The organism is Pseudoalteromonas sp. 2CM36K (genome assembly GCF_023161865.1).
GTDB lineage: Bacteria > Pseudomonadota > Gammaproteobacteria > Enterobacterales > Alteromonadaceae > Pseudoalteromonas > Pseudoalteromonas tetraodonis.
The window spans coordinates 85,185-107,463 of sequence record NZ_JALNTK010000007.1 but is presented as its reverse complement, the minus strand read 5'-3'; the positions used below and the strand labels follow the sequence as shown (position 1 = coordinate 107,463).

The following is a 22,279-nucleotide window of genomic DNA, read 5'->3' as shown; positions in this document are numbered from 1 at the left end:
AGTTAGCCCGCTCCAGGCCAAAAGCTTTATGTCGGCTTCTGGATCGCGGCCACCTTCTCCTTTTCCATCTGCTTTTTTAAGATCCCGAAACCAATGGTTGTTCAAATATTGTCGTCAACAAGGTAAATCTCATTTGCGGAACCGAAATGGGATCGAGGCCATAAGTCCATTGAGTGTTTCCTTTTGTTTAGGCCCGGACATTTTATTTTCCTCGTAGCTGTCAATTGATGGTTCTAACAGGCAGTGCCTTTAGACCGCAATAGTGGGCTACGTTTTTGGGGTACGAAATACCAATCCATCAATGGCATGGACAAAAAAGTGTATGAAGAGGGCCTTATATCGACGTTCGCCATGGACACGAGGCCATATAGTGAAAGCCCTGTTATGCTCAGTCTAAAGTCATGTCCATAATTGGATCATTCGTAGTTATAACTTTTACGCCAGTTGTGAGAAGCTGTTTCGTCCTGATTTAAAAGATACGCCGGTTGTGGTGCTATCCAACAATGACGGCTGCGTGGTTGCACGCTCGCGTGAAGCTAAGTTACTCGGTATTAAAATGGGCGTACCCGTTTTTCAAATCAAAGCTGAAATGCAGCGCCATGGTATTTTGGCATTCTCGTCCAATTACGCGCTGTACGCAGATTTGAGCAGTCGAGTGATGCGCACTTTGGAAGAGATGGCACCACGAGTAGAGGTTTACTCCATTGACGAAGCGTTCTTGGACTTAACCGGTATTGAGTCTGCCATATCCCTTGTCGAGTTCGGACAACAAGTGCGAGCGCGCATAGGCCACTGGATTGGGATCACCGTCTGTGTAGGCATTGCACCAACTAAAACACTCGCCAAGCTGGCGAACCATGCCGCCAAGAAATATCCCGCCACTCAGGGCGTTGTAGACCTGACCAATCCAGATCGGCAACGTCGATTGCTCGCATTAGTCCCGGTTGATGATGTTTGGGGCGTTGGTAGACGGCTTTCTAAGCGTTTAAATGCGTTGGGTATCACCACAGCCTTAGACCTAGCCAATACCTCTCCTAGAGCCATCAGAGACCAGTTTTCAGTGGTTTTAGAGAGAACTGTCAGAGAGCTCAATGGTGAGTCGTGCATTGAACTTGAAGAGATCCCACCAACTAAGAAACAAATCGTCTGTAGCCGTTCATTTGGCGAAAAAGTAACGCAATTTGAATTGTTACGTGAGGCCGTATGTGAATACGCAACCCGCGCCACTGAGAAGCTTCGCAAAGAACAGCAGCAAGCCAAAGTGATGACCGTGTTCATACGTACCAGCCCCTTTAAGGACAACGAGCCGCAATACAGCAGCTCTGCATCAGGTGAGTTGCTGATCCCCAGTTGCGATACACGGCATGTTTCAACCAGGACTATTCGATGACGTATCAACCCGCTCTAATAGCCAACAGTTAATGTCTGTATTGGACACCATTAATCAAAGCGGTGCCGGAAAGGTTTTCTTTGCTGGACAAGGTACGAAGAAAGATTGGTCGATGAAGCGAGAGCATTTGTCTCCCGCCTACACAACACGCTGGGACCAGTTACCGCGAGTGAAGTAGTGCAGTTGACTCAATACGCATTCACTCTGCAAGGTATTTACCAAGTAGGCGCATGAGTGCTTTGTCTTTGACTTTACGACCAACACGATTCATCAGCATGTCATGGTTTACTTCATCAAAGAATTAATCCAAACGTAGCTTTATCCATAAATTCTCCAATCCTTTTGTTTATTCAGCGGCAATTATGACCCTTTTTTTAAGAGATACATACAGCAATCAATTAGACCATCATGCAAAGTATGGATTCTAATAACACCCCCCTTAACCCCGAGCTTCTTCTCAGCCAACCTCATTGCCTTTTCTATTTTATCTCTCTTTTTCTCTCTCTTTCTCATCCTAATCTCAGGGTGGGGCCAGCCAAAGTAGTACCACAAAAGTTAATATTAAAAGAATTACATGGTTAACTTCCATTATATTGCATGATGGTCTAGTCTTAGGCTATTAACTGTACTCTGTGCTTTCACAACAAATAATGAACCATACTATGCCTTTTATCACTGACCGGTTTGATGAGTTGAAAAACAATATCCGTTCTCTCAATACAATTCTCACACATACGCAACCATTGGCCGCTCTTGCCTACCCACTACCCTGCACCTCAAAGGGAATGGAAAGTGAACCGGTTAAATATATTGCAGCAGAAGAGCATACCGGACATAAGGCTGTTGAACTCGCGGCATCCTGCTACCAAGACCTTTACATACAACCAGGCTATTCACAAAAATCAGCGCGGCGCACTGTCGGCGTTATTTGGCTCTCCCCTGCCCAAAACCCAACAAGCATTACTATCCCTGAGCTGGTGGATAAAATAAACACGGCAAAAACGGATATCGAAAACCATATCATTCAAACGTATGAAACAAGGCAAGACCGGTTTGAAGCGCTTCGCGCAGAGTGCCCTGGTATTATGACCATGCACCTATATAGGCATATTCGATGTTATTCAGAGCAAAACATTCAATCAATTCGATTCGCCTGGCAAAGAAAGGACTCGCTATCAAAGCCGGTTAAAAAAGACCTTTTACTTAAAATTGAAGAGGAGTTTGATAGATCGGGGCCAGAATATCGCGTACCTCTTGAGCAATTGATCAATAAAATTAAGCAAACTCCTGGGGAGCTGCTTAGGATACGCCGGCAGGTTCGCGTACAACCGGCAGCAAATATACGTTTTGATGCTGGAATAAAAACAGTAACAGCACCAATGCCTATAATCATAATTCAAAGTAATGAGCTTAAGCTTAAGGCTTTAACTGATTTTGATGCTAGATCACAAAGAAAAATACGCTCTGATAAAGTGGTATCAGAAGTTATCGGCTCCTTTGGTGGGGTAACTATTGAGGTGTTTTCAGCTCGTTAGTGCAAATACAATTGGCTAACACAGGTAATTATACCAAAAAAGGCAAATACAGATGCTTCAATTGTAAGTAATAAGGGGAGAATACCTAGTATATATCGACTTCAGAGGTTCTTGCTATGTACTTAAAAGCAAGAGTAAGTATTAATGAATGAAAACACGTTAACCAAAATACAGACCAGCACGCCTGAACAGTCTGAAATTATTTCATATAAAGGTAGAAGGCTAAAGGTTATTGCCTTCTCAGGTACAGGGAAAACATCTACATTAGTAAAGTATGCGTTGGAAAATAACAGCGAACGAATGCTTTACCTTGCTTTTAACCGAGCTATCCGCGATGAAGCAGTCAGTAAATTCCCCAAAAATGTAGAGTGTAAAACATCACATCAGTTAGCTTTTGCTTCAGTAGGCCGCAATTACACCCATAAACTAAGAAATAACTTAAGATTGAACGACATTGCTCAGGCTTTACCCAACACTGAAGCCAATTGGTCGCTAGTAAAAGACATTTCAAAGACCTTAAACACCTATATCGTTAGTGATGATAGTCGCATTCTTGAGGGGCATTACTGCCGTGAGCTAGGTGGCAGTAGAAGCCAAGTAATGTACCGAGCGTCAGTGTTAGATAATGCTGAAATGATTTGGCAAAAGATGATTTGCACCGATAATACATTCCCAATGACTCACGATGGCTACCTAAAACTATACCAACTATCGCTACCTGATTTATCTAATAAATATACAACCATTTTATTTGATGAAGCACAGGACTCGAATCCAGTAACAAACCACATTGTATTGCAGCAAGATTGCAAGATAGTTTATGTAGGTGACAACCACCAGCAAATTTACAGATTTCGCGGTGCAAATAACGCACTGCAAAACTCACTTTTAAATAACGCAGATACATTGTACCTAACGCACAGCTTTAGGTTTGGACGGCAAATTGCAGTAGTTGCTAATGCTCTTTTAATGTTAAAAAATGAAAAAAAGAGCGTTATTGGAAGAGGTTGTGAAGACAGGGTTCTTAAATCAATGCCAAGCAACATTAATAAATACACAATACTAAGCCGAACTGTACGCGGCGTAATTACTCAAGCCCTCATAGCAGCTACAGAGAGAAAAAAACTATACTGGGTTGGCGGTGTTAATGCCTACCAATTATCTGAGCTTGAAGACCTGTTTTGGTTTTCTAAACAACAATACAATAAAGTTAGAGACAAAATGATAGTGAGAGAGTTTGATGACTTTAATGACTTTAAATCAATAGCGAAAGCAACTAAAGATAACGAAATGTCACGAGCTATAACGCTTTTAAAAAATTTTGAAAACCCCCCTAAATGCATAGAATTGATACTTCAACAAACTGTAGACGATGAACATGATGCAGATATTACACTATCAACTGCACATCGGTGTAAAGGCTTACAGTGGGACGCTGTTTTATTGAATAATGACTTCCTGGATGTACTAGATCCACAATTAAAAGATGAAGATAGAATTGATGAAATAAACCTCCTTTACGTGAGTAGCACTAGAGCTAAAAAACTACTGGTCATAAACGATTCAACTGCCCAAGTTTTACGTTATGCAAAAGCTGTTGCAGCCAGTAAAAATGAAGTGGTATGAGCTAAAGATTTTATAAATTTACACTTAGAAGGCTCTATTGCCCCTTTTTGGGCTGCTTTGCATGCCTACTGCTCACTTAAAATCCAGTAACATCCAATGCTACCCCATAAATATGTATTGGACTTATGTTGAGATTTAACAAAAAGATTTTATTTGCATTAGGGTTCGCAATTCTTACGCCTCCTGTACTTTCACAAGATCGCGAATCAAACTCACGATTTTACGAACGAAAAGCTGAGGGTTGGTTCTGGTATAAAGAAGAAATTCCAGAGGAAAAACCCGAACCAGAAATAGTGGAGCCAAAGATTGTAGCCACAGCGCCAAAAGCTGAGAGCCCTATTGAACCAAAAGAAATTATTCAGGGCCCATCGGTATTTTCAGCTGCTTGGTTTCGGGAAAACCTACCTAAATACAAAGATAAAGCATGGAACGACCCAACAATTGAAAATGTTAGGGTTTACATGTACCTCCAACGTTATGCAATGGATAGAAGTGAGCAGTTTGCAGATACAACCGAACTAGCTGTTGTAGGTGACCCATTCCTAGATGAAGAGACAAGACGCCCATCAGCTACATTCGCATCCCAGAAGCTTGACCGCTGGGCTGGTCAAGAAAAAGACTCACTAGCACGCAGTATTGCAAAGAAAGCTGGTGTTTTCTTCTTTTTCCGCTCTGACTCAGGAGCAAGCCGGACTCAAGCACCTATATTAAAAATGCTCGCTGCTAGGGATGGCTTTACTATTTTACCAATATCTGTTGATGGCAAACCACTTCCTAATGATGTTTTTCCAAATTTCAAAGTAGATGATGGTCAAGCTGAGAAGCTTGGGGTGAACGCATACCCGGCGCTTTATTTAGTTTCTGAAAATCATGAAATAGAACCAATATCTCAAGGCGTGCTTTCCCTTGCTGATATAAAGCACAGAATAATTTTAGTTGCTAAGCGTAGAGGCTGGATAACTGACGAACAGTTTAATAAAACTAAACCAATTCTTAATCTGGATAGCAATATAGCTGCGCTTTTAGATGAGCAATCTTACAAGTTATCTAACATAGCTAAAGATACAAACAATCAAGAAACAAACTTTATACCCCCAGAAAAGCTGGCCGAGTTCATAAAGCAAAAACTTTACGAGGATAATTAGTATGAACCATTGGATTTATTGGAATAAGAGAATGAAAAAAACAGCAGTGGCCGTTACGTTTGCTGTTTCAGCCTTAACCTTCCCCAGCTTAAGTCATGCCGGGCTACAGGATGAACTTGATAGTATATTTAGCAGCATGAGCAACACAACCTCACCAGGTGTGTTTAAAACACAAAGACGAGGGGTTTTATCTGGAGGACGTTACACAGAAAAAACAAAAATATTCAATGAAAATTTAATCAGCTTCGCTCCACCCTCTTGGAAAGGAGGCTGTGGAGGGATTGATATGTTTAACGGTTCGTTCAGTTTTGTATCATCCGAACAGATAGTGCAGCTTCTTCGGCAGGTTGCCGCAAATGCTAAAGGGTATGCATTTCAACTGGCGCTCGATAACGTATGTCCAGACTGTTCTAAACACATTGAATCATTTCAAAAGAAAATACAAGCTTTAAATCAGCACTTAGGCAACTCTTGCCAGTTAGCTCAAGGTATAGTTAACGATGTAACCTCTGCATACGAGATGAAAGGGAAAACAGATGCTTCTATCACTGCAACCGGTAAAGGGTTAGTTAAAGATGTTTTCAGCTCGCGTGAGGAGGTTGAATCTGGACAGTCACCTGAGTCAATGCTTGGCGAAGATGAGCTTCTAAAATCAGAATTAATTGGAAATATAGTATGGCAACAACTTAAGAGGCAGAACGCAAAGTCATGGTTTACTTATGGCGATGAATCACTTTTAGAGACAATGATGAGCCTGACAGGGACTATTATTAAAATGCCTCCCGAAGTTGATCCTACGCATGTAGGCGATCCTGCAGACGCTGAAAAAATAATGCCACTCATAACTAAGCCGGCTAAACCTGATTTGTTAGGTTCTATTTTAGATGGTGGCTCTGTAAAAGTTTATAAGTGCGATACTAGCGATAAATGCTTCAACCCCACGGATGTAACAATCACGTTAAAAGGGCTGGGTAAGCAAGTAGAAGATATGCTTTTAGGGACAAACTCTAACCCAGGCATCATAACTAAATACGCGAGAAACCAGGGGACTTTGACTGATAAGGAAAAAGCCTTTGTCTCAAACTTACCCTCCGGTGCGGGCACTATTGTAAGAAACTTAGCTATCCTCTCTGAAGATGCAGCTCGAATTTTTGCCCTTAAGGCATCTAATGCAATTGCGCTCACTATGGTGTACACAACTACAGAAGAGCTTTTTAGGGCTGTAACTCTTGTGGTCAGCCAATCAAAATCACCCCATCAAAACACTGCATTTGAATTGATTAGCAACTCACAAAGAAAAGTTCGCAGTGACTTCATGGAATTGCGATCACAACATGGCGATGTAGCCTTTTTAATAGAACATTATAACACTTTGCTTAATAACATCAGGAAACAACGATACACATTAAGTAGTTTGACAACGAATAAGGCATCACAGGAGTAATTTATGTTTGAAATATATTCAACCGGCGATGCTGCTTTCCTAGAGCAAATTCTCATGGCCGTAGCAATGGTTACGTCTATGGCTTCATTTGAGAAAATGGTAAGCGTTGGCTTGTTGCTTGGTGTTATTTTGATTTTTGTTCAGAGTGTTTTTCAAGGCGCTAAAGAAATAAATTATCATCAAATTTTTGTTGGGTACATCTTGTATGCCGCATTTTTTATACCTACTACGACTGTCGTTATAGAGGACTCGTTTTCGGGTCAAGTTCGAGTAGTTGATAATGTCCCTATTGGTGTAGGGGCTGCCGGTGGGATTATCTCATCAATTGGGTATAACATTACCAGCCTTTTTGAACAAGGTTATGGAGTTATTGTACCTTACGTGACAGAAACCCACTTTGCTGAATCATTGCAAATAATAAATAACACCCGGCGAGGTGTCTCTTCAACACCTGTGTATACAGCTATGAATATGGCTACAGGTGGCGATGCAGATATGCGCCTATCGTGGAATAATTATATTCGAGAGTGTGCCCTAACAGCGATTGACCTTAAGGAGAAGTCATTAGATAGCATAATGAGCCAAAAGCTACCTGATGCATTAAGGTTTAACTCTGACCTTTACGGCACTCGACTTTATGTAGGAACCGCTGGTGGTGAAGATTATACATGCTCAGAAGCTTATCCATTATTAGTAAGTAAAACCACCCAAGCCATCAATAGCGCTCCTATGTCCGATGCTATATTAAATGTACTTGGTATTGATAATACATACACTGGTAGCTCAGGTCAGGCATATGTTACCAACTCATTAGGGGTTCTAGGTGTTACCGCTACCGCAGGAACAGAGTACCTAACAGCAGCAGTGTTGGAGCCTATCTACTATGAGGCGGCACAAGGTCGTTATGCGGATTTTCAGGATATGGCCTCTGCTACAATGATTAATCAGGCAATTCAACAAAGAAATACTCAATGGGCAGCAGAGCAATCCATGTTCCTAACAATTGTACGTCCTATGATGACTTTCTTTGAAGGTTTTGTTTATGCGATAACACCTCTAATGGGGTTTCTGATTGTTTTAGGTAGCTTCGGTATTGGTTTAGCAGCAAAGTATTTTCAAACACTACTTTGGATACAATTATGGATGCCAGTAATGTCCATAATAAACCTCTACATCCACACTGCAGCAAATAAAGAGATGAGCAGCCTCGGTAGCGATTTCACTTCTATTTATGCCTTGAATGCTGGAGCTGATCAGCTTCAACATTGGATAGCCACCGGCGGCATGCTAGCAGCAGCTACACCGATAATATCATTATTCGTAGTTACTGGCTCAACCTATGCACTAACGAGTTTAGCTGGAAGAATTAGCGGTAAAGATCATATTGATGAAAAAATCCAAAGTAAAGACTTGGTATCTAATGGCCCAATAGCTCAGGCGGCTTCATCAAATGAGTATAGTGATTTAACAGGCATGGCCTCTTCTGGTGCTGCGGGTCTAATGGGCTCTATTTCATTTGGTTCTGGATTAAGCAATATGACCACCTCAGCCAAGCAGAATATGACACAGGCGCAAAACAGCTTTGCACAGTCGCTAGGGACTAACTTTTCTAGCGGCACAATGAGTAATGAAAGCTATGACAAGGCTGCCTCCATTGGTAGAACTCATTCTGCTATGCATGGAACTTCTGAAGGCATCGTCAATGAGAGAGCTAATCAGATAATGGATAACACATCTATAGGCACACAACATTCAGATGCTGTGAAAGGTGTTGTTTCCGCAGTTGCTACTGGAGCGATTTCGGCTAAAGCGGGTACTACTCTACTTGAGCAAATAGCGAATAGTAATACAGAGGGAGAAAGCGAAACACAAGTAACCCCACAAAAAACATCACCTAACGCAAGCCCTGACGCCAAGGCAAGCCGAACCCAATCAAGATCTGAAAATAATACAAGCGGTAAATCTAAATCAGGGAAAGTGGCAGCTGATGTAGGAGGCGATATTAAAATCTCAGCTGGTGCCAATAAAGAAACTTCAGATGCTAGAACTACGGCAGCAGGGCAAAGTAACGCAATATCAGACGCTCTTCGCTTTAGCCAACAGGAACAATCTCAAGTTTCAAATAACTTAGCACGAGCAATATCAACAGGTAGCGGTCAATCTTTAAGCAAGAGCCTAGGTAAAAATGAAGCAATGGCGCTAACTGAAGCTTCCCAGAATCTCAATAGTACCAGCAACTCATTTTCGGAAGCTATGTCTTTGAATAATCAGTTTGGTAACCTAAACAACCTCAGGCTACGTGATGTTGGTTCTCAAGTAGCAAGGAATAATGAAGCTATGTCTGACTTGAATGATTATTGGAATAGCGGTGGAGTAAGCGCCGAAACCAAGCAAGAAGCACAGCAACTATATGAACGCTATAGCGCGCCATCAACAGAGGGTGGATATGGTTTAGATAATAACTCTGCTCTTGCAGCAGCAAGGATAAAAGCGTTACAAAACTCAAATAACCATGAAGGGACAAATGACACGCAATATCAAAATAACTTTAATGCTGCTTTAGGTGCTGTAGGTAAAAGCTTAGGGCTTGCAACAGGGAATGCTGGTGGCTACAACGACAATTCAGGTATTGAAAAAACTGTTAATAATGGCTTGACTGGTAAAGTAACGGCAGCCACTAAAGGCGTTGAAAGCGCAACAGCCCCTGCTAATGGTATTGTTATTCCTGAAAATGGCTATCCAACACATTCTGACCCTGTAAGCAGTAGAAATGCGCCACCTGCAATTACAAGTGAAGCAGATGAAAACTCATCAACCATTGCAAACCAAGCGGCAGATTGGCAGACAGAAAGAAATCAAGCAGCTGAAATGCCTGCTCGACAAACACTTATGAATAACGGGCCTGAATACAGCCGAATGGGCGCAGCTGAGTTTTATGGCGGCGTTGAAAATGCTGCAGGATGGGTTGGCCGCAGGATGGAGGAAGCTCATAACTTTGGTGAAAGTGTTTTCAAAGCTGGCAGTGATGGTCTTACTGTTGCGTCTGCAAATTTCGACCAACGGGTTAATGATATGGAAAACAACCCTGAATTAAGAAAAGAAGTAATGCAAGCAGCTCGCATGGATGATGCGGCACTGGAGGCGTCAGGGTTTGGGGGGTCTGTCTTATCAGGACTTTCAACTGCAGGGCGCTCTATAATGGGTGCGGCAGCAGCGGGAATGGAGCTAGTTAACGGCGATATAGGGTTTAGTGATCTAAAAAATATGTCACTAGAAGAGAAAGGAATGGTGTATCAGTCAGCGATAAGTCACGCTTATGACACAGGAGGTGATGCTGCAGTACAAGCATTTAAGGAAAATTATGGCACAGACTTTAGAAGTGATTTTTATGATGAAGCTAGAAGTCGAGGCTTAAATGATGAGCAGGCTCAAGTTTACGCTCACTCATTTGATCAAAACACCTTCAGTGACAGCCCTGAGCGTGAAGCTGCAATCCAAAATTTAGCATCTACTTATGCAGAAAGAGATGACAATGGGGTTATTATGCGAGATGAAACTGGTGCCCCAGTATTGAGTGAGCAAAACCAAGAGTTTGTAGATCATCTAACAGATACTATTACTGAGTCTGCACGAGCTGGTTCTGAACTATCAGGCGCTTACTTAGGTGGCATCGCACACTATAATAATAGCACAGGCAGGAATGGGACTGGGGTCATGTAACAGATCCCCCTATGACAAACAAGGAGATAAAAAAGGCAGTTATAAACTGCCTTTTTCGTATTTAAAGCCAAAAACCATGAGGGTCATTATCTTTATGGATTGGGTTTATTCCGCCGCGACCATTGACGCCACCACGACCTGTAATACCCCAACCAAAGTTATCAGCATGGTAGGCGGGGTCGCTTGATTCAGAGTTAGGACTACCTGATGCTGAATCATAGGAATAACTCATCGACTCTGGCTTTTCTAACTCAATACGGGAGGAAGTAAACCCTTTTATCATTTTCTTAAACTCTTTTATAAATGCAAGTACAGCATAAATAAAACCGATAACAAACCCAACTACCCAAGATATAGGTAAACTTTTATCAATTCCAAAATGAATCTCTAGCATCCCCAACGCGAATGAAAGAAACAAAATTGCTAGTAAACTTTTCCTCACTACATTTAACGCTTTCAGAGCAATGTAAGCAGCCAGAATGATAATGAATACAGTTGCTATAACTGGATTTACATTATATAAAAACACTCCTGCTAGCATCATTAGCATCACACCGGAATATACAGCAAAATCTTTAGGCATTGTTTTTTTCACTTTAGGCTCAATCATTATTATCCCCACCTTTATTTAATACTTTAAGTATAACACCTACTAAAATAATGCAACCTGGCTACTTCAAAAACTTTCACATGTGAAAGTTTTTCTTCAATATATAACTAGCAATTTATCACTACTCCTTTATATATTTTTTAGTTACATTTCATTGCAAATTTTACTGGTTGTCATCTGTTTACAGGGTTGACTAAAGCTTGGAATGTCAATACTATACTATCCAGGCAAGTGTTGTACGGCACTTTCCCTCTGTTAGCATGACACTCATTAAAAAACAGAAGTGACTCAAACCAAAACTTCTTTACCCCTTAAATTTCTACTCTAAACATACCTCTTAAATTTCTATTCTAAATATTGTTGTGATTCAATGAAACCGGACACCAATTTAGGTGGTATTATTACCACTCAAACAGAGGTGTTCTATGACAAAACAACGTCGCTCTTTTTCTCAAGAGTTTAAACTTGATTCAGCTAAATTAATCCTTGATGAAGGATATTCACTCCCAGAAGCTGCTCGCTCACTAGAAGTCGGTGAAACAGCACTTCGTCGCTGGGTTAAGCAATTACAAGATGAGCGTGGTGGCACAACACCAAACTCTAAAGCGCTTACCCCTGAGCAGCAGAAAATTCAGGAGCTTGAAGCTAAAGTTAATCGACTTGAAAGAGAAAAAACAATTTTAAAAAAGGCTACCGCTCTCTTAATGTCAGACGAGATGAACAATATTCGTTGATTGGCCATTTAAGTGAGCATGAGTCTGTAGAAATGGTCTGTAGCGTGTTTGATGTTCCGCGTTCGAGCTTTTATGATTTTAAGCAGCGTGAGACATCAATTAAGCTTGAAGAGGTGCAACTTAGGTCGACGATTAATGAGTTATTTTCGCTCAGTCGTGGAGCTGCCGGTAGCCGCACGTTGGTGGCGATGCTAAAGGACGCAGACTTACCTGTTGGTGTCTTTAAGGTACGCCGCATCATGCGTGACCTGGAATTAGTCTGTAAACAACCAGGGCCTCATTCATATAAATTAGCGACGGTGGAGCGACCAGACATTCCAAACATACTCAATCGTGAGTTTGACGTTGATGGCCCAAACCAAATTTGGTGTGGAGATATAAGCTATATTTGGACGGGTAATAAATGGTCTTATCTGGCTGTTATTATCGACTTGTTTTCTCGTCGCGTGGTTGGCTGGGCAATGTCTGATAAGCCTGATACTAACTTAGTTATTAAAGCATTAGATAGAGCATACGAGCAACGGGGTAAGCCATCTGGACTAATGTTTCATTCAGACCAAGGCTGTCAGTACAGCGCCAAAAGATTTCAACAAAGGCTGTGGCGTTACCGTATAAAACAAAGTATGAGTCGCCGAGGGAATTGCTGGGATAATGCCCCGATGGAGCGCCTATTTAGAAGTTTAAAAACGGAATGGGTTCCCTCATTAGGTTATAGTAATTATCAAGATGCTGAAAAAGATATTAGCTATTATTTGATGAATTATTATAACTGGCACAGACCACATAGCTATAATCAAATGGTTGCCCCTGCTGTAGTAGAAGAAAAACTTAATTCACTGTCCGGAATTAGTTGACCACAACATATACCCCTTAAATTTTTATTCTAAATATACCTCTTAAATTTCTATTCTAAATATACCTCTTAAATTTCTATTCTAAATATACCTCTTAAATTTCTATTCTAAATATACCCCTTAAATTTTTATTCTAAATAAACTCCTATATAGCTGTGGGTAAACAATAAAGAATCTAACCTTGGGGTGATCGCTTCACACTTTATTGCTGGGCGACAATAGCATGCTGATAACAACCCTATTTACAAACAATCTGTAACGCACTTTCTTAACGCTTCCAAACCCAGTTTAAATACTGGATCAAAATTAAATTAATAGCTTTTAGCCCGTAGACCATACGGACAGTGCAATTTCAACAACTGATAGTTGCACTTTATGGAAAATACAAAACGCAGTTTATAAAACTAAATCATTGATGTTTTAATGCTCTTGATATAGAGTTTTACTGTTCCGACTTTACAGATAATAAAAAATCTGAATTTCTATTTACTGTTATTGAATAAAAAGTGAGATAAGCAGAATGAACAATGGACATATCATTGATGCCAGCATCCCTGAAGATACTGAGAAAAGAAGGGAGTGGATCAAGTATCAGTTAAAAATAAGAGGGACTAGCATAGCTAAGCTAGCAAGAGAGCACGATGTTTCAAGGCAAGCTCTTTCAACTGCACTTGTCCGCAGCAATCCTCGCTGGGAGTATGTCATCTCAAGTGCATTGGGAGTAGCACCCAATGCGATTTGGCCGGAGCGCTATGAGCATGCTGGTAGAAATAAAAACATAATACTCCCTATCTCAAGAAGAAATTTGGCTGGTGGTGCGCAATGAAAAAGAAAATTATCTGTATTGCACTCACAATAGCATCTACATCTGTGTTTTCTGTAAGCGCCTTTGATTTATCTGGAACCGAGTTTGAATTAGCAGCAAAGCGATACAACCTAGATCCCGCTTTATTGTATTCCGTCGCATTAGCAGAGTCGGCCTACGCAAGAGGTGATAATAACGTATCTCCATGGCCCTGGACTCTAAGAACCATTAAGCAACCATACTACGCTTTAGATAAAGATGAGGCTGCCGCTCAATTAGCTAAATTAATTAAAGATAAAGGCAATAAAGCTTCTATTGATATAGGGTTGATGCAAATAAACCTTTTCTGGCATGGGCACCGGGTTGAGAGTCCTCAAGATTTACTTGACCCAGTAATTAACCTAAATACCGGCGCTAAAATACTTAGCGAAACAATCGCATCAGCATCAGGTGATCTTGAGCTAGGTATTGGCCGATACCACAACTGGAAAGATAAAGTTCTTTTGCGCTCTTATGGTAAGCGAGTGCTCTCTATTTACAATCAAATTTCAAATCTACGGGAGAATAGTTATGCCTCAAATTACGATAACTGATTTAGATATGAGAGCATTGCAAATTTCAGAGCAGCGCCCAGATAAAAATATATATGAATTCGATTTAACCTTATGGGCTTTAATGGCGTCATTAGCTAAAAGCCACCCAGAAAAGGTTAAGACTCAATTTTCAATGCCTGAATCTGCTATCAACGCTCTTACAACTGCAACCGAGTCAAATTTATTTCGTCTTGCTTCTGGTGTGCTAATTAGCTTCCAGCTAAAAACCAACAAACAAGTTATTCTTGATAAATTACAAGAAGAGTACTCGCCAGTTATTACATTGTCACAGGTTCAAGGAATTGAGTTTGACACAGCTTACTGGCTTCTCTTAAAGCAAATTGCACAAAAAGATCATCACATTGCTGCCACAGCCTTTGGTTTATGTCCGGACTTAGCTCTAGCAATTAGCAAAGCTACTGATAACCAACTTAGGCATCTTGTTACAATAACAAGCACTGCATTTACCCTGCGTTTCTCTCCTAAGATTCTAGCACCTTTGCTTTCAACTGAGCAGGGCCCAAATAACGCGAGGTATTTTTATAAGAAATATCAACAAACGATCTCTTACATATCAAAGTTAAGGGTTAGAAGATGAGGTTAAAACGCTGGATTGAGGCGAGACAGATGGCTTTGATGGGTTATGTTACTCGCATAATAATTATAGAAACTGGGCTTTCAGATAAGCAAGTGCGTAGGCTTTATGAGGAAATTGATAGGGATGGCTTTAAACTGGAAAAAAACAGAACAACAAGAACAACAAGAAGCGGCGCTACATTATTGCTCAATCAAACATCAAAAATACACGCTTCTCTTTTAATGCAGCTGTATAGGCAGGTAGGAGGAGAATCTGTAACAACGTCAATATCTATTGATACATTGGATAGAGCATATCGAATGTACCAAGCTTTATTGTGTGAACTAGCTGCAATAGAACCAAGCGTTAGAAATGCTGCATTTACTATATCTGACGCTTGGTGTCTTGCATCAGAATTGAGATCTAATGAAGCAATGTTTGATATCTGCTCTAATTGCCAATGTAGTTATTTTACATCACAGAATCAAAGCACTGCTATCGGCTGTCCATTTTGTTATGAACCACCGAATAGAAGCAAGAATAAAAAGCTTGAAGAAACTACAGCAATAGAAAATTAGGCTTCATATATATAGGATTAAAAAAACCAGCGATTTTTTTAATCCTTTATTTTAATCCTTTAACTTCCTATACTTCTCAAGCTCATAATCAGAAAGCCCTTTAAATGGTGTAGGTCTTCTTCCCAATCCAGACCAAGATGCTCCATCCTTCATATACTTAACTTTAGGTGGCGGAACAGATAAAGAATCCTTTTTAAATTGGAGCTCTTGCAATAGATCCATATCTATTCCCTTTTCTTCCATTTCACTCAGTATACTCTGAGCTTGCTCTTGCATCTTCTCATGGTTTTGCTTTTTTAACGTTTCCTCTGCATACTTCTCTTCAAAGACAGACTCAATCCGATCCAAAATCTCCTTTATTTCTGATACTTCACAATCTTTGAAAATCGTCCGGATTTTGCTTTTCCTTTTCAATTCAGATAAAACCACATCCCTTCTTTCATTAGCCGTCAATCCATCAACATTTTTAATTTGCTTATCTGATTTATTATTAGATTTTAAGCTATTCATATTACCTATGTTCTCATGTTGAACTTTAAATTTTATCCCCCATTGAACTTAGCAAACGGTCTTTAAGCTCGCTTTTCTTTATTTGCAACTTATCAACTTTACCCTCAGTAGAGGAAGGAGTATCTTCTTCTGAGGGTTGTTCACACTCAAATGAGGCAGACCTTTTTTTATTGTGGCTCAAATTATGCAAAGAATAAAGCCCTAGCATTGCCAAAAACCTCAAGCGATCCCCTCTATCTTTATGCTGCAAACCCTTAAGCTCTTGGTAGAGCTCCGGAAATGCTAACTTAGAAATTTTTAAATTTGAGAACTTTCCATCCCAACTTTTATCCATTCTCCCCCCCCCGCATATAGCAACGATGTAGCGCAATAAAAAATATGATCATTATTAACCGCAATACCAAAAGCCTCTCGAATTTGAAAGCACTGAGTTTTCAAGCTCTATAATTCTACTTTTTGAAAATAATTCTTTTGCTGCGGCCATATAAGAAGATGCACCTCCACCAGCCAAAAGCACAACATCGGCATCCATCCCATCATCACGCATTGTCTTTTTCATTGATGTTAGGGCTTCGCGTGAAACAGTGTTTGAAGCATTCTCCATGTACTCTTTTAACTCAATTTTTTGACCGAAGAGATATATATAACTTTTACCTGTTCTAATTGCTTTTTCGATTTTATCAATGCCTGGAGCCGCACCATTGTCATCATGGATAAGTTCGTTTGCGACCTGTATCAATCGTGACATTGCCTTTAAGCTTGTGCCAGATGATCTGTAGTGGATTTCTCCTTCAACAAGCGCCACCCAGTCCACACTATAATAACCAGGGTCAATCACAACTGTTTTACCATTATGTATAACATCTAATACATCATCATCCACAGCACTATTTACTACATCCATATAAGCCCCCGCAGGCTGAGGAACAACAATAACGTCTTTAACTGTAACTTTACGTTTAGGCGTTATTTGATGCTCTCCTTTGAGGAGGCTTGCCAACTCTTGTCGTTGTTCATCTTTCATCGCCTGATCAACTGGCAGTCCAGTTACTAGCACATCTATTACGCTTTGCTCTGAAACTAGTAGCGCTGCATAAAAAAGTGCACGATATACATCTGTACTTTTATAATCTTTGTGTAGCTCACGTTCCCATCCTTGCAACCTATCGGGTTCAACTCCAGCGGCCCACTTTTGATCGTTTATAATAACTTGTAAAAAATCGGTTCCTAAACCAGCACCAACACTTCGAGGCATTAAATCAATATTACCAGCACCTGCAGGTAATATTTTGGTTCTAATATCTTCACCTTTAGTACCCATTGAAACCTTAAGGTTTGAGTAACCAATATCCAGACCCATAACAAACATAACATTCTCCAATAAGTAAGGGCTCTAAAAGCCCTCTAAAAAGACTCAATGCATATATTAGCAACACGATGAAGCATTCTTACGGTGTGTATTTGCCTTTTTTGGGTGTATAGGGACTTTTTGGGGGCCTTTTGGTTTTTTTTTTGAGGGGTTAACCTTTAAATCCTGACTGGCAATGGAAATCTGGATGATATTCAGATTTTTTTTACCCTTAAACAGTTGGTTGATTAGTTTTTAATACACCCACCTTAACTAAGTGGTCAATATCATTGAAAGCATTACAAATACGCGCACACTTAAGTAATTATCAACATAAATCCCAGAAATAAGCGGTTTAAACTAAGGTTTACATTTTATATTTATTTTTGCTAGACTAATATCGCTCGATGGCTCCCAGAAATAAGCAGTTTTATATTTCAATCCATGTTGATTTTTATGGTGAAACCCAATCGAGAACTTAAATCCCAGAAATAAGTGTTTTTTAATATAAATCCCTTTTTCTCCGAAGGCGAGATAAACTACCCATTTACCTTCGTGGATATTGACATGACAATCCCAGATAGATAGTTGTTTGGGAAGTGATTGGGTAGTTCCATGAGGTTTATTATGAGCAAAAAGACAAAAAGATTGCAACGTTTAATTGAGCGGGAATTTGAAGATGAAAGGTTTTTATTTACTGACAAAATGCTTGAAGCCGAATCTAGGGGTTTTGTTAGCACGCTAGATGAGCTTGTGCAAAATGAGATACTAGTAGTTGCTTTAGACGCTCGAAAACAAGCGGACTCGTACTGGGAGGCTAGCCTATCAGCAAGAGAGGATGGTGATCCTAATAACTATTGCTATGTAGGTACACGCGTTAGATTTCTAAGAGGCACACTGCAGTTTGAATGGTTTAAGAATAGAACAAAGCCAGGTGAAGGTGAAGGCAAGCCTAGAAAGGTGTATTCAACTTACATACCTAAAGGAAGTGGGTATCGCTATAGCAGGGCTTTATTCAAAAAAGAGCCAGAATGGGCTCAGGAAGAAATTAACACTGTTGAAGATAGATATGCACTTCTCAGAAAACGTTCTGCGCTGTTATCTGCTATTAAAAAGAACTTACGTGAATACGATAAAGTAGTAAATAAGTGCTTTCCGAACAATGAGGTAGATAATTAATGACTTCAATTCCAGCTACTGAACTAGCTAAGCTAGGTAAGTGCGAAAAGCTTATTAAACCTAGTCCTCGCAGCCATACAAGCAGTTCGTTTAAATTTAAACGCAAAGAAAATACGAATCAAAGCTCAATTGATCGGGGCAACGCAGCTCACGATCAGTTTGAACGTGAAGCAATATTTTTTACAAAAATAGATTACAATAACCAGTCTACAATACCCAATTTAATCGTAACGGTAAGTTTTGCAGTTGGGCTTCTGGTCTTGCTAATAAAAGTATTCATGTAGGAGCTACCAATGACTAAGAGCAGCGACATAACAGAACAAAGTTTAGGTAAAGAACTTTCTATCAATACAAACATACAGAAAAATCAGCAAATGGATATGTTTTCTGTCATAGATGTACCTGCGAAACAAAGACCGGACTACTCCAACACTGTAGAGATATACGATGCCATACCTAAATATGTTTGGGGTAAAACAAGGGAGCATGAGGATTTAAAATCAGCTAGCTTAACCCGCCATTGTACAATTAAGGGTAATAAATTAACAGTAAAGCTAAGGCCAGCCCTGATAGATAAGGGTGATAGAACTGTTTTGATATACCCAGGGCAGCGCGAAGAATTAGTTGAGGATGCTCTCCGGAAAATAGCCGTAAATGGCAAAGGAGTTCACATCAACAATAAAGCGGGTGTTAGCTTCTCTCTCTACGAACTCTTGAAAGAGCTTGAGCGTATGGGTCACACATATAGCTTCGATGAGGTCAAAGAGGCTTTGTTTGTTTGTCGCGGTGCCATCATTGAGTGTTACTCAGAAGATGGCGAATCGGTTATAAACTCTAGCTTGTTCGGATTACTTGGGCTAACAACAAAAAAGGACGTTGCAAACAACACTGGAGCTAAGTGCTACGTTCAATTTAACACGCTAGTAAATGAGTCGATAATGAACTTAACGTTCCGCCAGTACAATTATCAAATCGGTATGGATATCAAATCCCCCCTAGCTCGATTTTTTTACAAGAGGATGGCTCAATACTGGACACAAGCTAGCGATAAGCACCCATATCAGCCAAACTTAGTGGCTTTCCTTGAGCAAAGTCCGCGTGGGCTTACTAAAAAAATGGGGGAGAACCTAAGAGCAATGCGAAGTGCTTTGAGCTCCCTACAGAAACACAAAGTTATTTTAGATTACGAAGAAGTAAAAGTGCTTCAAGGCAAACAAAAAGTTATGGATGCAAAATACACCATATATCCGCACCCTAACTTTGTTAAAGAGGTTATCAAGGCAAATCAAAGAAAAAGCTCGCTTAAAATAAGAAGCAAGTTAGAGGCAGATGACTTCAACGGCCAGCCTTTGTGATATCAGGATAGGTAGCGCTTTAACTAGTTTTTAAAAGCGCTACCTACGGCCCACCACCTAAACCCTATAGTTGGTTGCATCGGTTTTCCCAGATAGAGCCCAAATAACCCCCTGAAAACACCTAAACACAGGGGAATAAAGCAAATTTCAATCTAAGTCATTGATTTATAACTAGAGGTTTGTTGCATCGGTTTTCCGAATGAATCCCAGAAAATCCCTCTTTCAAGGCTAGGAGAAGCAGAGTTTAAAGCACAAAACCAATCTAAGTCATTGATTTATAACTAGAGGTTTGTTGCATCGGTTTAAAGTAGGGTATATAGGTTTGCTGCATCGGTTTGAGCGATTGACAATGGTGAACAAGAGTTGACACATCAGAACATACATCAAATGGATAAAAAACAGTCTAATATCACAGCTTATTTCATAAATACTAAAATAACCTGTGGATAACTGGTGTAAACAGACCAAAAGACCCTATAGGTTTAGTGCATTGGTTTATAGAGGTTTAGTGCATCGGTTAAAAAAAGCACTAAAAGAACCTAGAGGTTTAGTGCACCGGTTTGAAAACACCCGGAAAAAGCCTAGAGGTTTGCTGCATCGGTTTGGAAATACCGGTTAAAACCCTAGAGGTTTAGAGCATTGGTTATCAAAAATGTGTAAAAAATCAAGAAAAAACAATAACAAGCTGTGGATATATTAGCCTCAAAAAACAGGGCTAGAGGTTTGTTGCATCAGTTCCTATAGGTTTGTTGCATCAGTTCCTATAGGTTTACCGCATCGGTTGATGAAGAATCTTTCATTAAAAACATAAGGTTAAGTGTGTTTTTTTCACCCCTAACCCTTCTTTAACCCCTCTTTAACCCTAGTCAAAAGATCTTATTAACCTATAAAGCTAGAAAAAATTAACAACTTGAAGAAATACAGCTTCAGTACAGACTTGAACTAGAGTTGATCATTAAATAAATATAAAGATCTAGTAAATCTGATTATGCTTGGATTAAACGCAAGCGAATAAGATATAACGTGCAATCAAAGCATGGTGGGTAACAAAGTGTAAGTCTACGTTGATCCAAGAAACGATCTTATAGTGATCGGCAGAGGTTTGTTTTGATCCCTATGTTAAAGCTACCAGGAAGGCTCACAACAAACTTAATGGCTTTAATGATACAAAGCCTTACAAACACAAGAGTAAAGCTTAAAAGTAACATACAGGGCCTCACAGGGCTTGATAGTTTAATTTAAACTGATGGAATAATGTAATTTATTGTGCAAATATTAAAAAGATAATTAACATTCACCAAAGAACTGAACAATTAACATTTAAAAGGAAAGACAATGGTTAGCAAAAAGGATCGGAAGAATGACTTATAATCAAGCGGCGCTGCGTAAAACCTTTCAAAACTCACAATGAAGTAAATCAAATCATTTCATATCACTAATGCTATTCCTTAAACCAAGAAATAGTAAAAAGCCCCTTCGTTACAACTATCAAATGATCGATAAAATTTTTTTGTTACTTGCGTTATTAGAGTATCGTTTTATAATGCTGTGATGGTTAATAAATTCTACTTTAATAAAATAAAGCTCCTGAAAAAAACCAGTATATAAATTTACTGATAGAGGGACAAAATTTAGTAATCCATTTTAAAAATCATTTAAAAATCAAATGGGCCTTAAAACAGTCCTTAGAAAGCCCTGATTTTCAATAAAGTGATCTTACCTAAAATCACAATGTGACTTATGGGCCTTCAAAACCAACTTACAGAGACTCAAAAAAGAAGGTGATATGCAAAAACACCACGTAGCACTAAATAAGAACAAGCTAGAACAGTTTGACCCAGGGTTTAGTAACTGGCATGAGGAGCTATGCTTAATCTTGTCAGCTTTAGATGACCTACCATTGGAGTGCGATGGAATATCTTGCTCAATAAGCTTAATACTTACTAAAGCAGGAATTAAACATCGATGTGTGGTGGGTTATGTATCCGATCTTACTTCTGGCAACTGTGTAACACCTCATGTATGGATTGAATTGATTGATGGGTGGATTATCGATTATAGGTTGAGAATGTGGTTTGGTGATGAGGATGAAATACCTCACGGTATATTTCATCCAAGTTCAGAACCAACACTTTTTTATAAAAGCACATCAAATGACCTAGGTGAACTAAAATCAGATGATTTTTTGGATTTAGCAACAGTAGAAAAACTTTCACATGTGAAAGTTTCAAGCGACTTCGTACTAGAGAATCCAAATGTTACTCATAATAAGTGAA

General features: G+C 39.7%; 18 protein-coding genes and 1 pseudogene. 15 read left to right on the top strand and 4 right to left on the bottom strand.

From position 1 onward, the window contains the following. Positions 1-415: 415 nt before the first annotated feature. The 6 genes and pseudogenes from umuC to MTN97_RS06230 all read left to right on the top strand — a co-directional run bounded on the left by umuC (position 416) and on the right by MTN97_RS06230 (position 10,860). A pseudogene (gene umuC / locus MTN97_RS06255) lies at positions 416-1,568 on the top strand (translesion error-prone DNA polymerase V subunit UmuC). A 484-nt stretch (positions 1,569-2,052) separates the two neighbouring features. After that, a complete protein-coding gene (locus MTN97_RS06250) occupies positions 2,053-2,925 on the top strand; it encodes a DNA replication terminus site-binding protein (protein WP_179807931.1) in 873 nt (290 codons plus the stop codon). 144 nt (positions 2,926-3,069) lie between these two features. Continuing rightward, the gene (locus MTN97_RS06245; RefSeq protein ID WP_086957797.1) at positions 3,070-4,551 is read left to right on the top strand and encodes a UvrD-helicase domain-containing protein; all 1,482 of its coding nucleotides are present in this window, start codon (positions 3,070-3,072) and stop codon (positions 4,549-4,551) included. Positions 4,552-4,676: 125 nt separating this feature from the next. Then, the gene (gene traF, locus MTN97_RS06240) at positions 4,677-5,696 is read left to right on the top strand and encodes a conjugal transfer protein TraF (RefSeq protein WP_248473960.1); all 1,020 of its coding nucleotides are present in this window, start codon (positions 4,677-4,679) and stop codon (positions 5,694-5,696) included. 1 nt (position 5,697) lies between these two features. After that, positions 5,698-7,140 carry a conjugal transfer protein TraH gene (locus tag MTN97_RS06235; RefSeq protein WP_244913652.1) on the top strand — a complete coding sequence of 481 codons (1,443 nt, stop codon included), beginning with the start codon at positions 5,698-5,700 and terminating at the stop codon, positions 7,138-7,140. Positions 7,141-7,143: 3 nt separating this feature from the next. Then, positions 7,144-10,860 (top strand): conjugal transfer protein TraG N-terminal domain-containing protein, encoded by a 3,717-nt coding sequence (locus tag MTN97_RS06230; protein ID WP_248473959.1) that lies wholly within the window; start codon positions 7,144-7,146, stop codon positions 10,858-10,860. Between the two features lie 61 nt (positions 10,861-10,921). Here the strand turns inward: MTN97_RS06230 and MTN97_RS06225 are convergent, their stop codons facing one another. After that, positions 10,922-11,470, bottom strand: coding sequence for a hypothetical protein (locus MTN97_RS06225; protein WP_248473958.1), 549 nt, complete (start codon positions 11,468-11,470; stop codon positions 10,922-10,924). 425 nt (positions 11,471-11,895) lie between these two features. On the opposite strand from MTN97_RS06225, the gene MTN97_RS06220 reads away from it, so the two are divergent. The 5 genes from MTN97_RS06220 to MTN97_RS06200 all read left to right on the top strand — a co-directional run bounded on the left by MTN97_RS06220 (position 11,896) and on the right by MTN97_RS06200 (position 15,611). Continuing rightward, positions 11,896-13,058 (top strand): IS3 family transposase gene (locus MTN97_RS06220; RefSeq protein ID WP_248473957.1). Its coding sequence is split into 2 segments (ribosomal slippage): positions 11,896-12,151 and positions 12,151-13,058, totalling 1,164 coding nucleotides; the frame shifts between segments, so codons are not numbered across the junction. A 520-nt stretch (positions 13,059-13,578) separates the two neighbouring features. Then, positions 13,579-13,884: a helix-turn-helix domain-containing protein gene (locus MTN97_RS06215; protein ID WP_248473956.1), complete on the top strand. Its 306-nt coding sequence runs from the start codon at positions 13,579-13,581 to the stop codon at positions 13,882-13,884. Further along, positions 13,881-14,456 carry a transglycosylase SLT domain-containing protein gene (locus tag MTN97_RS06210; RefSeq protein WP_086957807.1) on the top strand — a complete coding sequence of 192 codons (576 nt, stop codon included), beginning with the start codon at positions 13,881-13,883 and terminating at the stop codon, positions 14,454-14,456. Before MTN97_RS06215 ends, MTN97_RS06210 begins: the two co-directional genes overlap by 4 nt. Beyond that, positions 14,434-15,054 (top strand): transcriptional regulator, encoded by a 621-nt coding sequence (locus MTN97_RS06205; RefSeq protein WP_248473955.1) that lies wholly within the window; start codon positions 14,434-14,436, stop codon positions 15,052-15,054. The genes MTN97_RS06210 and MTN97_RS06205 overlap by 23 nt, the downstream gene beginning before the upstream one ends. A 29-nt stretch (positions 15,055-15,083) precedes the next feature. Further along, the gene (locus MTN97_RS06200) at positions 15,084-15,611 is read left to right on the top strand and encodes a FlhC family transcriptional regulator (protein WP_086957913.1); all 528 of its coding nucleotides are present in this window, start codon (positions 15,084-15,086) and stop codon (positions 15,609-15,611) included. Positions 15,612-15,662: 51 nt separating this feature from the next. Here the strand turns inward: MTN97_RS06200 and MTN97_RS06195 are convergent, their stop codons facing one another. From MTN97_RS06195 to MTN97_RS06185, 3 genes are read right to left on the bottom strand one after another with little or no spacing between them, the layout of a single operon-like run. After that, complete coding sequence (locus tag MTN97_RS06195) at positions 15,663-16,121, bottom strand: H-NS family nucleoid-associated regulatory protein (RefSeq protein ID WP_248473954.1); 459 nt, start codon at positions 16,119-16,121, stop codon at positions 15,663-15,665. 25 nt (positions 16,122-16,146) lie between these two features. Continuing rightward, a complete protein-coding gene (locus MTN97_RS06190; protein WP_248473953.1) occupies positions 16,147-16,455 on the bottom strand; it encodes a hypothetical protein in 309 nt (102 codons plus the stop codon). A 54-nt stretch (positions 16,456-16,509) separates the two neighbouring features. Further along, positions 16,510-17,490, bottom strand: coding sequence for a ParM/StbA family protein (locus tag MTN97_RS06185; RefSeq protein ID WP_121638708.1), 981 nt, complete (start codon positions 17,488-17,490; stop codon positions 16,510-16,512). A 606-nt stretch (positions 17,491-18,096) separates the two neighbouring features. Here MTN97_RS06185 and mobI point away from each other — a divergent pair. The 4 genes from mobI (at position 18,097) to MTN97_RS06165 (ending at position 22,278) form a co-directional block, all read left to right on the top strand. Next, the gene (gene mobI, locus MTN97_RS06180; RefSeq protein WP_248473951.1) at positions 18,097-18,648 is read left to right on the top strand and encodes a conjugative transfer protein MobI(A/C); all 552 of its coding nucleotides are present in this window, start codon (positions 18,097-18,099) and stop codon (positions 18,646-18,648) included. Then, positions 18,648-18,932, top strand: coding sequence for a hypothetical protein (locus tag MTN97_RS06175; protein WP_086957819.1), 285 nt, complete (start codon positions 18,648-18,650; stop codon positions 18,930-18,932). Before mobI ends, MTN97_RS06175 begins: the two co-directional genes overlap by 1 nt. A gap of 9 nt (positions 18,933-18,941) precedes the next feature. After that, positions 18,942-20,003, top strand: a complete 1,062-nt coding sequence (locus MTN97_RS06170; RefSeq protein ID WP_248473949.1) for a plasmid replication protein — start codon at positions 18,942-18,944, stop codon at positions 20,001-20,003. Between the two features lie 1,786 nt (positions 20,004-21,789). Then, complete coding sequence (locus tag MTN97_RS06165; RefSeq protein WP_248473948.1) at positions 21,790-22,278, top strand: hypothetical protein; 489 nt, start codon at positions 21,790-21,792, stop codon at positions 22,276-22,278. Position 22,279 lies beyond the last annotated feature (1 nt).

Bases quoted from the DNA above. Each gene is read 5' to 3' on its own strand.
- MTN97_RS06215 (WP_248473956.1), top strand. From the start codon at position 13,579: ATGAACAATGGACATATCATTGATGCCAGCATCCCTGAAGATACTGAG.
- MTN97_RS06235 (WP_244913652.1), top strand. From the start codon at position 5,698: ATGAACCATTGGATTTATTGGAATAAGAGAATGAAAAAAACAGCAGTG.
- MTN97_RS06210 (WP_086957807.1), top strand. From the start codon at position 13,881: ATGAAAAAGAAAATTATCTGTATTGCACTCACAATAGCATCTACATCT.
- MTN97_RS06200 (WP_086957913.1), top strand. From the start codon at position 15,084: ATGGCTTTGATGGGTTATGTTACTCGCATAATAATTATAGAAACTGGG.
- MTN97_RS06165 (WP_248473948.1), top strand. From the start codon at position 21,790: ATGCAAAAACACCACGTAGCACTAAATAAGAACAAGCTAGAACAGTTT.
- MTN97_RS06250 (WP_179807931.1), top strand. From the start codon at position 2,053: ATGCCTTTTATCACTGACCGGTTTGATGAGTTGAAAAACAATATCCGT.
- MTN97_RS06195 (WP_248473954.1), bottom strand. From the start codon at position 16,121: ATGAATAGCTTAAAATCTAATAATAAATCAGATAAGCAAATTAAAAAT.
- MTN97_RS06245 (WP_086957797.1), top strand. From the start codon at position 3,070: ATGAATGAAAACACGTTAACCAAAATACAGACCAGCACGCCTGAACAG.
- MTN97_RS06225 (WP_248473958.1), bottom strand. From the start codon at position 11,470: ATGATTGAGCCTAAAGTGAAAAAAACAATGCCTAAAGATTTTGCTGTA.
- mobI (WP_248473951.1), top strand. From the start codon at position 18,097: ATGAGCAAAAAGACAAAAAGATTGCAACGTTTAATTGAGCGGGAATTT.
- MTN97_RS06205 (WP_248473955.1), top strand. From the start codon at position 14,434: ATGCCTCAAATTACGATAACTGATTTAGATATGAGAGCATTGCAAATT.
- MTN97_RS06230 (WP_248473959.1), top strand. From the start codon at position 7,144: ATGTTTGAAATATATTCAACCGGCGATGCTGCTTTCCTAGAGCAAATT.
- MTN97_RS06190 (WP_248473953.1), bottom strand. From the start codon at position 16,455: ATGGATAAAAGTTGGGATGGAAAGTTCTCAAATTTAAAAATTTCTAAG.
- MTN97_RS06175 (WP_086957819.1), top strand. From the start codon at position 18,648: ATGACTTCAATTCCAGCTACTGAACTAGCTAAGCTAGGTAAGTGCGAA.
- traF (WP_248473960.1), top strand. From the start codon at position 4,677: ATGTTGAGATTTAACAAAAAGATTTTATTTGCATTAGGGTTCGCAATT.
- MTN97_RS06185 (WP_121638708.1), bottom strand. From the start codon at position 17,490: ATGTTTGTTATGGGTCTGGATATTGGTTACTCAAACCTTAAGGTTTCA.
- MTN97_RS06170 (WP_248473949.1), top strand. From the start codon at position 18,942: ATGACTAAGAGCAGCGACATAACAGAACAAAGTTTAGGTAAAGAACTT.